Origin of the sequence: Sphaerotilus sp. (genome assembly GCF_031429695.1) — a bacterium.
In the GTDB taxonomy this organism is placed as follows: Bacteria; Pseudomonadota; Gammaproteobacteria; order Burkholderiales; family Burkholderiaceae_C; genus Sphaerotilus.
The window spans coordinates 1-11,061 of record NZ_JANPAB010000067.1; the positions used below are offsets into that span (position 1 = coordinate 1).

General features: G+C 68.9%; 14 protein-coding genes. 9 read left to right on the forward strand and 5 right to left on the reverse strand.

All coding sequences use genetic code 11. The features are described 5' to 3' along the window. Positions 1-99: 99 nt before the first annotated feature. The 3 genes from RMP06_RS13090 to RMP06_RS13100 form a co-directional block, all read right to left on the reverse strand. Entirely contained in the window at positions 100-399 is a 300-nt protein-coding gene (locus tag RMP06_RS13090) for a transposase (RefSeq protein WP_310462220.1), read from the reverse strand. Positions 400-533: 134 nt separating this feature from the next. Further along, positions 534-1,214 carry a TetR/AcrR family transcriptional regulator gene (locus RMP06_RS13095; RefSeq protein ID WP_310462221.1) on the reverse strand — a complete coding sequence of 227 codons (681 nt, stop codon included), beginning with the start codon at positions 1,212-1,214 and terminating at the stop codon, positions 534-536. A 31-nt stretch (positions 1,215-1,245) separates the two neighbouring features. Next, positions 1,246-2,169, reverse strand: a complete 924-nt coding sequence (locus RMP06_RS13100; RefSeq protein WP_310462222.1) for a LysR family transcriptional regulator — start codon at positions 2,167-2,169, stop codon at positions 1,246-1,248. Positions 2,170-2,278: 109 nt separating this feature from the next. Between RMP06_RS13100 and RMP06_RS13105 the strand changes: the two genes are divergently transcribed. Genes RMP06_RS13105 through RMP06_RS13135 form a run of 7 tightly spaced genes read left to right on the forward strand, consistent with a single transcriptional unit; the run spans position 2,279 to position 7,262 of the window. Further along, a complete protein-coding gene (locus RMP06_RS13105) occupies positions 2,279-3,223 on the forward strand; it encodes a ketopantoate reductase family protein (RefSeq protein WP_310462223.1) in 945 nt (314 codons plus the stop codon). A gap of 2 nt (positions 3,224-3,225) precedes the next feature. Then, complete coding sequence (locus RMP06_RS13110; protein ID WP_310462224.1) at positions 3,226-3,609, forward strand: VOC family protein; 384 nt, start codon at positions 3,226-3,228, stop codon at positions 3,607-3,609. 7 nt (positions 3,610-3,616) lie between these two features. Beyond that, positions 3,617-4,084, forward strand: a complete 468-nt coding sequence (locus tag RMP06_RS13115; RefSeq protein ID WP_310462225.1) for a MaoC family dehydratase — start codon at positions 3,617-3,619, stop codon at positions 4,082-4,084. Further along, complete coding sequence (locus RMP06_RS13120) at positions 4,081-5,355, forward strand: CaiB/BaiF CoA transferase family protein (RefSeq protein WP_310462226.1); 1,275 nt, start codon at positions 4,081-4,083, stop codon at positions 5,353-5,355. The genes RMP06_RS13115 and RMP06_RS13120 overlap by 4 nt, the downstream gene beginning before the upstream one ends. Next, on the forward strand, positions 5,352-6,173 hold the full coding sequence (gene aroE / locus RMP06_RS13125; protein ID WP_310462227.1) for a shikimate dehydrogenase: 822 nt from the start codon (positions 5,352-5,354) through the stop codon (positions 6,171-6,173). Before RMP06_RS13120 ends, aroE begins: the two co-directional genes overlap by 4 nt. Positions 6,174-6,184: 11 nt before the next feature. After that, positions 6,185-6,619 carry a hypothetical protein gene (locus RMP06_RS13130; RefSeq protein ID WP_310462228.1) on the forward strand — a complete coding sequence of 145 codons (435 nt, stop codon included), beginning with the start codon at positions 6,185-6,187 and terminating at the stop codon, positions 6,617-6,619. Beyond that, a complete protein-coding gene (locus RMP06_RS13135) occupies positions 6,612-7,262 on the forward strand; it encodes an RES family NAD+ phosphorylase (RefSeq protein WP_310462229.1) in 651 nt (216 codons plus the stop codon). Before RMP06_RS13130 ends, RMP06_RS13135 begins: the two co-directional genes overlap by 8 nt. Positions 7,263-7,284: 22 nt before the next feature. Here the strand turns inward: RMP06_RS13135 and yghU are convergent, their stop codons facing one another. Together yghU and RMP06_RS13145 are read right to left on the reverse strand one after the other, a co-directional pair. Next, positions 7,285-8,157 carry a glutathione-dependent disulfide-bond oxidoreductase gene (gene yghU, locus RMP06_RS13140; RefSeq protein ID WP_310462230.1) on the reverse strand — a complete coding sequence of 291 codons (873 nt, stop codon included), beginning with the start codon at positions 8,155-8,157 and terminating at the stop codon, positions 7,285-7,287. A 41-nt stretch (positions 8,158-8,198) separates the two neighbouring features. After that, positions 8,199-9,191: an extracellular catalytic domain type 1 short-chain-length polyhydroxyalkanoate depolymerase gene (locus RMP06_RS13145; protein ID WP_310462231.1), complete on the reverse strand. Its 993-nt coding sequence runs from the start codon at positions 9,189-9,191 to the stop codon at positions 8,199-8,201. A gap of 151 nt (positions 9,192-9,342) precedes the next feature. Between RMP06_RS13145 and RMP06_RS13150 the strand changes: the two genes are divergently transcribed. Together RMP06_RS13150 and aroQ are read left to right on the forward strand one after the other, a co-directional pair. Continuing rightward, positions 9,343-10,389, forward strand: coding sequence for a Gfo/Idh/MocA family protein (locus RMP06_RS13150; RefSeq protein WP_310462232.1), 1,047 nt, complete (start codon positions 9,343-9,345; stop codon positions 10,387-10,389). Between the two features lie 76 nt (positions 10,390-10,465). Beyond that, positions 10,466-10,906: a type II 3-dehydroquinate dehydratase gene (aroQ, locus tag RMP06_RS13155; RefSeq protein WP_310462233.1), complete on the forward strand. Its 441-nt coding sequence runs from the start codon at positions 10,466-10,468 to the stop codon at positions 10,904-10,906. The last annotated feature ends 155 nt before the right edge of the window (positions 10,907-11,061 follow it).

An 11,061-nucleotide genomic window follows, 5' to 3' on the forward strand; every position in this document is an offset into this window, starting at 1 on the left:
GCTGGGCCGCGTAGTAGCCCGAGCGGCTGACGCCCAGCACCCGGCAAACCTGCTCCACCGCCACGGCCTTCTCTTCGAGTTGGCGAACAAGCTTGAAGCTCATCGCAGTTCCCGGGCAAAGAAGGCCGATGCTTTTTTTAATACTTCCACGTCCCCCCGGAGTTGCTTGTTCTCGGCTTCGAGCTGGCGGATGCGCTGGTGCTCCGCCGTCAACGGCTTGCCGATGCCGGGCTGCCCCAGCTGTTCAGCGTCTGCCTGCGCCAGCCAGCGCCGCACCGCCGTCTCGCCCAGCTTCATGTCCCGGCAGACCTCGCCAATGCCCAGGCCCTGCGACCGGATCATCTGCACGACCTGCAGCTTGAAGCTCGCGTCAAAGACTCTTCGTTTCGTGTTCGTCACGTTCGTTGCCCAGGTGATTTCCACCTATCGGTGTGTGCGAAATCATTAGATCAGGACAATCTCCTCCCCCCAGCGGGGGGAGGTCGGGAGGGGGGCTTCGGGGTCAGCCGACGTGTCAACCCGCGTCCCTGATCTCAGGCCGGTGGACTGGGATCAGGGACCCCCGACGCCGGCCGCAACTGCCGCCGCCGCTCCACGCTGAGGTACGGCCACAGCAGCGCCATCACCTGCCGCGTCCCGTGCCGCACCGCCGCGTCGGCGTTGTCCGGCTCCAGCGCGTGGCGCGGGTCGCGCACGTACTCGTAGCTCAGCCAGTAGGTCAGCAGCACGACGATCGACACCGACAGCGCGCTGGCGTCCTCCTCCGACAGCGGCGCCCCGTCGATCACGCACAGCCGCACCACCCGCTCCCGCACCGCCGCCTGCTGCAAGGCCAGCGCCGCCTGGCAGCGGGTCTCCAATTGGCGGTTGCGTGTCAGCAGATCGTTCAGGTCGCGGAAGATGAAGCGGTAGTCCCACGCCAGCCGCAGCAGTCCCGGTACGAGGTTCCATGCACCCTCGGCGTCGTCGGCCGGGCCGGCGGCCACCAGTGCCTCGGCCAGTGCCGATTCGTAGCGGCTCACCAGCGCGTTGACCAGCACCTCCTTGGCGGGATAGTGGTAGTACAGGTTGCCAGGGCTGATGTTCAGGTCGGCCGAGATCGCGTTGGTCGAGACATTGGGTTCGCCGTAGCGGTTGAACAGCGCCAGCGAGTGGTCGAGGATGCGCTCGGCGGTGCGGCGTGGCGCTTTCTTGGCCCGGTCGGGGGTGGTCATGCGGCGAATCTAGCACCCGTTTGGTGCAATGTCAGGGCGGGTTTGCCTGTGGCCGCAGGAACAGCGCCGCGCACACCCCGCGCAGCCACCGGTTGCCGGCGTCGTGGTGGTAGCGGGCGTGCCAGTGCTGCTTGACGGTGAACCCCTCGATCGCCACCGGGCAGTCCAGCACCCGCAGCCCGCTGGTGCGCGCCAGCGTCTCGCCGATCTGGCGCGGCAGCGTGGCGACGAGGTCCGTGGTCGAGAGGATGGCCCCCAGTCCGAGAAACCCCGGCAGCTCCAGCAACACCCGCCGCTGCACCGCCTGCGTCTGCAGCGCATCGGCCAGCAGCGGGGCGCCGGTCCCCGCGGCGATGCCGACATGGGCTTCGGCCTCGTAGGCGGCGAGGTCCAGCGTGTCGCCCAGCCGCGGGTGCCGGCCATTGACGAGGCAGACCCAGTCCTGTGGATACAGCGCCTGCTGGTAAAAGCCCGCCTCCAGCCACGGCACCAGCCCGACCGCCAGATCCGCCTCGCCCGAAGCAAGCGCGTCTGCGGTCGATGCGTCGATGCGCGCCGCCGACAGGCTCACCGACGGCGCCAGCGCCCGCACATGCGCCAGCCACGGCGGCAGCAGCGTGATGTGGCTGGCGTCGGTCATGCAGATGCGGAAATGCCGCGTGCTCGTGGCGGGATCGAAGTCGGTGCCGGCGCGGCCCAGCCGCCGCATCGCGTCGAGCGCCTCGCGCACCGGGCCGATCATCGCGTCGGCGCGGGGCGTTGGTGCCATGCCGCCGGGGGTGCGCACGAACAGCGGGTCGCCGTACTGCTGGCGCAACTGCCCGAGCCAGATGCTCACCGTCGGCTGGCTCAGGCCGAGGCGCTCGGCGGCGCGGGTGACGCTGCGGGTGTCGTAGAGCAGGTCGAGCAGGCGCAGCAGCCGGGTGTCGGGCAGGGGTGGGTCGTCGGTCAGCATGAGGTGGTCTTGCTGGTATTGAATCTGGCAATGCAGTGTATTGATTGCATTGCATTGCTGACATGGGGCGGCCGTCCTATCGTCGCGCCATCGACCACAGGGGACCACCTTGAACATCTGCATCCTGGGCGCTGGCGCGCTTGGCTGCGCCATCGGCGGCGCGCTCGCCGAAGCGGGCGCCGACGTGACGCTCATCAACCGCTCGCCGGCCCACGTCGCTGCGATCAACGCCCACGGCCTCACGCTGGTCACGCCGGAGGGTGAACGCGCCGTGGCCGTGCGCGCCGCGACCTCGTGCGCGGGGCTGGGCGTGGCCGATGTCGTCGTCGTGCTGGTCAAGTCCTTCGACACCCGCACGGCGATCGAGGGCGCCCGCTCGATCGTCGGCCCGGACACGGTCGTGCTGTCGCTGCAGAACGGCCTGGGCCACGAGGACATCCTGGCGGAAGTCGTCGGCCGCGAGCGCGTGCTGGCGGGCAAGACCTACGTCGGCGGCGTGATGCTCGGCCCGGGCCGCATCCTCTCCGGCGTCACCGGCAAGCACACCGTCATCGGCGAACTCGACGGCACGGCCACGCCCCGCGTGCAGCGCATCGCCGACGCCTTCAACCGTGCCGGTCTGCGCACCGAGGTCAGCGACAACATCCTCGGCACGGTTTGGGACAAGCTGCTGATCAATGTCGCCACCGGCGCGCTGAGCGGCGTCACCGGGCTGGTCTACGGCGAGCTGTACGCCATCCCCGCGCTGCGCGACACGGCGCTGGCGGCGGTCGCCGAGGCGATGGCGGTGGCGCGGGCCAGCGGTGTCCGGCTGAGCATGAACGAGCCGGTCGAAGCCTGGGACCGCGCTTCTGCCGGGTTGCCGCTCGCGTTCAAGACCTCGATGCTGCAAAGCTTGGAAAAAGGCTCTGTCACCGAAATCGACTTCATCAACGGGGCCGTTGTCCGTGCAGGTGCGCGGGTCGGCGTTCCCACCCCGGTCAACGCCGCGCTGGTTGCCTGCATCAAGGGCATCGAGCGGCGCATGGCGATCGACCGCCAAACCAAGGAATGACCATGGCCATGAAGGCTTACCTCGAACACGTCGCCATCTGGGTGCGCGACATCCACTGGCACATCCGCTTCTTCCACGACGTGCTTGGCATGACGATGCGCGAAGTGCAGGGCACCGAAGCCGACCCGATCCAGTACTGGACCCTCGGCGGCATGCAGTTCATCGCCAAGCCCGACTTTGCAGGACCGGAAGGGCGCCTTGGCCACCTCGGGATCATGTGCGAGGACGTGGAAGCCGCCATCGCTGCCGCCCATGCCTTCGGCGTCACCGAGATGCCGCAGGGCCGCAACTGGCTGCGCCTGCCGGACGGGCTGGCCGTCGAGCTGATGCAGGCCCGCCCGGCAAGCTGCGTCGCGCAGGCGCTGTCGATCAATCCCCGGAGCTGAGTTCCCCATGCCCACCGCCTGCGACACCACCCACGACCTGTACTGGGACGACGCCGAAGTCGGCGCGCGCTGCACCAGCCCGCCCTACGAAGTCACCGAAGCCCGCGTGCTGGCCTACGCCGACCTGAGCGGCGACCACACCCCCGTCCACACCGACGAGGACTACGCCCGCCAGACCCCGTTCGGCACCCGCGTCGCGCATGGCCTGTTCGGCCTGTCGATCGCCGACGGCCTGAAGACCAACAGCGCGATGCGCTTCCAGCCGGGCATGTCGCTCGGCTGGGAATGGAGCTTCGTCGCGCCGATCAAGCTCGGCGACGTGGTGCGCGTGCGCTTCCACGTCGGCGTGAAACGCGAATCGAAGAGCCGGCCGGGCTGGGGCATCCTGGTGCTGCCGTCCGAGCTGATCAACCAGCGCGACGAAGTCGTGCAGCGCGGCGAGCACCGCGTCATGGTCCCGAGGAAATCCGCATGAGCCAATCCAGCCACCCGTCTGCCCAGCCGCTGCCGCTCGCCGGCCTGCGCGTCATCGACTACTCGCACTTCCTCGCCGGCCCCTATGTCGGCCGCTGCCTGGCCGCACTCGGCGCTGAGGTGATCAAGGTCGAGCGCCCTGGCTCCGGCGACGCTGGCCGCCAGCACGCGCACGTCCTCGACGACCAGCAGAGCGGCTACTTCCTGCAGCTCAACATGGGCAAGCAGGGCGTGAGCGTCAACATGCGCGACCCGCGTGGCAAGGACTTCATGCAGAAGCTGTGCGACTCGGCCGACGTGTTCATCGAGAACTACCGCCCCGGCGCGCTCGACCGGCTCGGCCTCGGCTACGCGGAACTCGCGGCGCGCAACCCCCGGCTTGTCTACTGCTCCATCTCCGCCTACGGCCACACCGGCCCGGACGCCCACCGCGCCGGCTTCGGCCTGATCGCCGAGGCCAAGAGCGGCATCATGCAGATGATCGGCACGCCGGGCGAAGCGCCGCCGCTGCTGCGCATCTCGCTGGGCGACATGTACACCGGCATCCACGCGGTCGCCGCGATCAACGCCGCGCTGCTCGGCCGCGTCACGTCGGGCAAGGGCCAGCACATCGACATGGCGCTGTACGACTGCCTGGTGTCGATGCACGAATACGCGGTGCAGTGCTACACGCTGTCGGGCGGCACGGTGCTGCCCGAGCAGACCGGCCACGACATGCCGACCTCGACGCTGTACGGTGTCTTCCGTGCGGCGGACGGTGACCTCGTGCTCGCGGCGCAGGTGGACGACGCCTGGAAGCGTTTCGCCGCGCTGATCGAGCAGCACGGCGGCCCGGCCGGTTTCGGCAGCGACACGCGCTTTCATACCTCTGGTGGCCGGAACGCCGCCCGCGAGGAGATCCTGGCCGCCGTCAAGCCGTGGGTCGCGGCGCGCACGGTCGCCGAGGTGCTGGCGCTGATGGACGCGATCGACGTGCCCGCCGCCAAGGTCCAGCGCATCGACGAGGTGATCAATGACCCGCAGATCCGGGCCCGCGGCATGGTCATGGAGCAGGAACACCCGCGCTACGGCACGCTGCGGCTGCCGAACCTGCCGTTCCGCTTCTCCGGCTGCGACACCACGGTCCACCAGGTGGCGCCCGATCTGGGCCAGCACAATGCCGACGTGGCCGCCCGCCTGGGCTTCAGCGCCGACGAGATCGCGGCGATGCAGGCAGATGGCGTGCTGTTCTCGAAACAAGCCCTGACTTCGTCACGACAAGGACCGACATGACCGACCGCTACGCCGTCATCGGCAACCCCATCTCGCACAGCAAGTCGCCGCTGATCCACACCGCCTTTGCCCAGCAGACCGCGCAGGACATCGCGTACACCGCCCTCGAAGGCCCGCTCGACGGCTTCGCGGGCGCCGTGTACGCCTTCCGCGACGCGGGCGGGCGCGGAATGAACGTCACCGCGCCGTTCAAGCTGCAAGCCTTCGACCTCGCCACCGACCGGCTGGAACGCGCCGAGCTGGCTGGCGCCACCAACGCGCTGAAGTTCGAGGGCGACCGCATCCTGGCCGACAACTTCGACGGCGTGGGCCTCGTCAACGACCTCCAGCGCAACCTCGGCGTGGCGCTGGCGGGCAAGCGGGTGCTGCTGCTGGGGGCGGGTGGGGCGGTGCGGGGCGCGCTGCTGCCGTTTCTCGCCGAGCAGCCGGCCGAGCTGGTGATCGCCAACCGCACGGCGGAGAAGGCCACTGCGCTGGCCGCCGCGTTCAGCAGACGCGGGCGCATCACCGGCTGCGGCTTGGGCGATCTGGCCGGCGAGCGCTTCGACGTGGTGCTCAACGCCACCTCCGCCAGCCTCAAGGCGGAACTGCCCGCCGTGCCCGCGTCGGTGTTCACCGGGGCGGTGCTGGCCTACGAGCTGGTCTACGGCAAGGGTCTGACGCCGTTCCTGCGGCTGGCGCAGAACGCGGGTGTGCCCCTGCTGGCCGATGGCGTTGGCATGCTGGTGGAGCAGGCGGCTGAGGCGTTCGTGTGGTGGCGTGGGGTGCGGCCAGACACTGGGCCGGTCATTGCGCGGATGACCGTGCCGCTGGTTTGAGGTGATCGACCATGGCAGATGCTGAGAGCGAAGAAAACCACCTTGACCCGGTGGCACAACGCCTGAAACAACGTGCCGCCGACGCGATCCTGAATGGCACGGCCTGGCTGACCTCCCGCGAAGTGGGTGTCCGGGCCGATCCCGAAGCTGCCAACCCGCATTCCCTGCCCAGCCGGTGGTTGAGCCAGGGGCGGGTCTTCGCGATCGAGCACCGGGGGCAGAAGGTGTTCCCGGACTATGCGTTTGATCTGCTGGGACAGCCGATTGCCGAGTTGCGCGAGGTGCTGAAGATCCTGGATGGTCACTCGCCGCTGCGCATCGCTTCGTGGTTCGAGTCGAGCAGTTCGCGCCTGGCGGGTCGCAAGCCGCGTGAGCTGCTCGCGACCGAGCCAGCGTCCGTCATGGAGGCGGCCCGCGCCCACAGGGCCGGTCCCCAGCATGGCTGACCTGCCGCTGCCGCCACCCATAAAACCGTTCCGGATCAAACCTCTCCCAGGGGGCGTCTGGTACCGCGTGCATCGTTTCGATCGCTTGTCCGGCCACTACGCGTCGACCGCGTTCAACGATACCCCGCATGGCAACGCCCGGTTCAGCCCGCTCATCGATCCCGCGACTGGCGGTGTGATCCCGACCCTCTACGCGGCGCAGACCCCGCGAGGCGCCATCGCGGAGGTGGAGCTGCACGACGTGCCCACACCTTCGACCGGGCACCTGCATGACTGGGAACAGGACAAGGCCAGCCTGCTGCACCTGAGCAAGATCGCGTTGCCGGATCTGGTGCTGGCGAACCTGTCGAGCGTCGGGCTGCGCGCCTGCGGCCTCAAGGTGGCGGACCTGTTCGGCACGGAGCAGCCGGACTACCTACGCACCCGCCAGTGGGCGCTGCACGTCTGGCAGCACATGCCGGCGGCACACGGGCTGTACTGGATGTCCGTGCGCGACAACACCTGCCCGGTGGTGATGCTGTTTGGGGACCGGGTGCCGGCCGGTGCTCTGTGGGACGCCGGGCGTACGCAGCCCATCGCCCACTTCGAGTCCGAGGTATTCCAACTGCTGGACGATCTGGGCTGCGGACTGGCCTTCGGTTGAATGCCGGCCCCGCAGCAGAAGGTCAGCCGCCCAGCTTGTCCTGCGTCTTCGTCTCGAAGTCGCTGGCCTCGTGCCGCTCGTGCAACTGGCTGGCCGGATCGCCCTGGACGCGGTTGACCTTGCGCCCACGCTGCACGGCTGGCCGCGCCGCCACCTGATCGGTCCACCGCTGGATGTTCTTGTAGTCCTGCACCTGCAGGAACTCGCCCGCGCCATAGACCAGCCCCTTGGCCAGCGCGCCGTACCACGGCCAGATCGCCATGTCCGCGATCGTGTAGTCCTCGCCCGCGATGTAGGCGTGCTCGGCCAGTTGCCGGTCGAGCACGTCGAGCTGGCGCTTGACCTCCATCGCGTAGCGGTCGATCGCGTACTCGATCTTGAACGGCGCGTAGGCGTAGAAATGCCCGAAACCGCCGCCGAGGAACGGCGCGCTGCCCATCTGCCAGAACAGCCACGACAGGCATTCGGCGCGCTTGGCCGGCTCGGTGGGCAGGAAGGCGCTTCCGAATTTCTCCGCGAGGTACATCAGGATCGCGCCCGACTCGAACACCCGGATCGGCGCGGGGCCGCTGCGGTCCATCAGCGCGGGGATCTTGGAGTTCGGGTTGATCTCGACGAAGCCGCTGCCGAACTGGTCGCCGTCGCCGATCTTGATCAGCCAGGCGTCGTACTCGGCACCCGTGTGGCCGAGGGCGAGCAACTCCTCCAGCAGGATCGTCACCTTCACGCCATTGGGCGTCGCCAGCGAGTAGAGCTGCAGCGGATGGCGGCCGACGGGCAGCACCTTCTCGTGTGTCGGGCCGGCGATGGGGCGGTTGATGCTGGCGAACTGGCCGCCGTTGGCCTTGTTCCAGGTCCAGATCGGGGGCGGGGTGTAGGGGGTCGGGTCGGTCATGAACAAGGCTCCGGAGGGCAAGGCACCGAAGCCTACGGGAATTACCGGGAAGCTGCTGCGGGCTGCCTTTGGGTGTGAAAGAACGCCACCATCGCCGCCGTCGCATCCGGCCCTGAAGGCGAGGTGTACGTGCCGGCCGCACTGCCGCCCGACCACGCGTGGCCGGCCCCCTGCACGGTCCACTGCTCGGCGAGCACGTGTCCCTGGCGGTCCCGCACCCGGTGCAGGGTATAGGCGACGCCCTGGTCCGTCTGACCGTGGTGGGTGTCGCGCACCCCCAGCGCGTCGAACCGCCGCATCGCCTCGTCCGCGTTGGCCGGATGCACCACCTGATCGTGGTCGCCATGAAAGACGATGGTGGGTGGCGGCGCAGCGGAACGCGGAGCCATGCCGGACGGGCCGCTCTTCATCACGGCCATTGCCGAGAACAGGTCGCTCGCCAGCCCGGTCGGCACGCCCGAGTGCAGCCCCACGGCGGCGAACCGCTCCGGATACGTCTCGCCCAGCACCGCTGCCATCGCGCCACCCGCCGACAGCCCGGCCACCCAGACCCGCGCCGGATCGACCCCGTGGGCCTGCACCACTTCCCACGTCAGATCGGCCAGCAGCGCCGCTTCGCCACGGTCGCGCTGCTGGTGGTTGTGCTTGAACCAGTTCCAGCAGCGGTGCAGGTTGGCGAACGCACTCTGCGCCGGGTAGAGCACCAGGAACCCGCCCGCCCGCGCCGCATCGTTCATGCGGGTGCCGGTGGCGAAATCGTCCGGCGTCTGGGTGCAGCCGTGCAGCATCAGCAGCAATGGGCGCAGAGCAGGGCGCTGGCCGGCCTCGGAGGACGGCAGGTAGAGCTTGTAGTCCCGCGTGCCGAACCGGTGGAGGAATCGCCCGCCGATGAAGCGCGCTTCGATGGCGGCGCTGCCGAACCCCGCTTCGCTCGTCGGGGACGTGGTCGCTGTGGCGCCGGCACCGAGGCGACGCAGCAGCCCCTTGAGCTTCACCAGCAGGCGTTTGAGGAAGGGGATCGGGTTCAGCGTCATGCAGACCTTTCAGGGTCCGGTTCAGGGGAGGCCGTTCAGCGCGCAGTTGTTTTTCACGTGCTGTTGCTCGCTGACTATTGACCAGACGATTGTAGAGATCCCGATTGTCAGTAACCTGCCGGCTTCCCTAGGTGTTCGGAGGAGACACTGCATGACCAAGACCCGCATCGCCGTGGCTGGCGCCGGCATCATCGGCCGCGCCCACATCGACGTGCTGCGCCACAGCCCGACCTGCGCGCTGTCGGCCATCGTCGATCCCTCGCCGGCGGCCCAGGTGCTGGCCGAGCAGATGGGCGTGCCGCTGTTCGCCTCGCTGGCCGAGCTGATCGCGGCGGACCGGCCGGACGCCGTGGTGCTCGCCACGCCCAACGCGCTGCACGTGCCGCAGGCGCTGGCCTGCCTTGACGCGGGGCTGCCGGTGCTGGTGGAAAAGCCGATCGCGCCGACCGTCGCCGAGGCCGAGACGCTGGTCCGCTGCGCCGAGGCCAGCGGCATCCCCGTCCTCATCGGCCACCACCGCGCCCACAGCCCGATCATGGCCAAGGCGCGGGAGGTGATCGCCTCGGGGCAGCTCGGGCGCCTCGTCGGCGTGATGGGCAGCGCGGCCTTCTACAAGCCGGACCAGTATTTCGCTGAAGGCCCTTGGCGCTGCGAGCCGGGCGGCGGGCCGATCCTGATCAACCTGATCCACGAGGTCCACAACCTGCGGATGCTGTGCGGCGAGATCGCCGCGGTGCAGGCGTTCAGCTCGAACGCGGTGCGCGGCTTCGCGGTCGAGGACACGGTGGTGATCAACCTGCGCTTCGCCAGCGGCGCGCTCGGTACCTTCTTCCTCAGCGACACCGCCGCTTGCGCCCGCAGTTGGGAGCAGACCAGCCAGGAGAACAAGGCGTACCCGAGCCACGAGGACGAGGACTGCTACATCCTCACCGGCACCAACGGCAGCCTGTCCGTGCCGACGATGCGCCTGAAGACCTACCCGCGCCCCGAGGACCGCTCGTGGTGGAAGCCCTTCGATGTCGGCACGGTCGGCATGGTCCGCGACGATCCGCTCAAGCACCAGATGGCGCACTTCGCCCGCGTCGTGCGCGGCGAGGAGGCGCCGCTGGTCAGCGCCCGCGACGGGCTGAACAACCTGCGCGTGACCGAAGCCATCGTCGAGGCGGCGGCCCGTGGCTGCGCGGTGGCGCTGGCGTGAGCCGGGGCGGGCCGATCCACTATCCTTTGCACCGTTTTTTCATTCGTTCCACCATCCCCGCACACCGGAGTTCCCCATGAAGTTCCTCGTCCTCAACGGCATCAACCTCAACATGTTCGGCAAGCGCGACCCGAAGCAGTACGGCACGACCACGCTCGCCGAGATCGACGCACAACTGATCGCCCTGGGCACCGAGCTGGGCGCCGAGGTCGAGTGCTTCCAGACCAACTTCGAAGGCGAGATGGCCGAGCGCATCCACCGTGCCCACGGCGAGGGCGTGGACGGCGTGCTGATCAACGCGGGCGCGTGGACGCACTACAGCTACGGCATCCGTGATGCGCTGGCCATCCTGAAGTGCCCGATCATCGAGGTCCACATGTCCAACATCCACGCCCGCGAGGCGTTCCGGCACCACTCGGTGATCGCCGAGATTGCGCGGGGGCAGATTGCGGGGTTCGGGGTGGACAGTTATCTGCTGGGGCTGCGGGCGGCGGTGTCGGCGGCGCGGGTGGGCTGATTCGCCAGCAGTGTGGCTTTGTTGCATAACCCAGCCGAGGCTGAGTTTCCCCTGACCCCAGACGGAGTTACGCCACAGCCCGCGTCACCGGGGTGCCCAAGTGGGTGAAGCGGTTGAGCACTGCGGCCCGCACCTGCAACTCCACCACCTGCCGC

What these genes read in the sequence shown, in the direction of transcription:
- RMP06_RS13100 (WP_310462222.1), bottom strand. Translation starts at nt 2,169, where the DNA reads ATGCTGACCGACGACCCACCCCTGCCCGACACCCGGCTGCTGCGCCTG.
- RMP06_RS13130 (WP_310462228.1), top strand. Translation starts at nt 6,185, where the DNA reads ATGGCAGATGCTGAGAGCGAAGAAAACCACCTTGACCCGGTGGCACAA.
- RMP06_RS13115 (WP_310462225.1), top strand. Translation starts at nt 3,617, where the DNA reads ATGCCCACCGCCTGCGACACCACCCACGACCTGTACTGGGACGACGCC.
- RMP06_RS13135 (WP_310462229.1), top strand. Translation starts at nt 6,612, where the DNA reads ATGGCTGACCTGCCGCTGCCGCCACCCATAAAACCGTTCCGGATCAAA.
- RMP06_RS13145 (WP_310462231.1), bottom strand. Translation starts at nt 9,191, where the DNA reads ATGACGCTGAACCCGATCCCCTTCCTCAAACGCCTGCTGGTGAAGCTC.
- aroQ (WP_310462233.1), top strand. Translation starts at nt 10,466, where the DNA reads ATGAAGTTCCTCGTCCTCAACGGCATCAACCTCAACATGTTCGGCAAG.
- aroE (WP_310462227.1), top strand. Translation starts at nt 5,352, where the DNA reads ATGACCGACCGCTACGCCGTCATCGGCAACCCCATCTCGCACAGCAAG.
- RMP06_RS13120 (WP_310462226.1), top strand. Translation starts at nt 4,081, where the DNA reads ATGAGCCAATCCAGCCACCCGTCTGCCCAGCCGCTGCCGCTCGCCGGC.
- RMP06_RS13150 (WP_310462232.1), top strand. Translation starts at nt 9,343, where the DNA reads ATGACCAAGACCCGCATCGCCGTGGCTGGCGCCGGCATCATCGGCCGC.
- RMP06_RS13110 (WP_310462224.1), top strand. Translation starts at nt 3,226, where the DNA reads ATGGCCATGAAGGCTTACCTCGAACACGTCGCCATCTGGGTGCGCGAC.
- yghU (WP_310462230.1), bottom strand. Translation starts at nt 8,157, where the DNA reads ATGACCGACCCGACCCCCTACACCCCGCCCCCGATCTGGACCTGGAAC.
- RMP06_RS13095 (WP_310462221.1), bottom strand. Translation starts at nt 1,214, where the DNA reads ATGACCACCCCCGACCGGGCCAAGAAAGCGCCACGCCGCACCGCCGAG.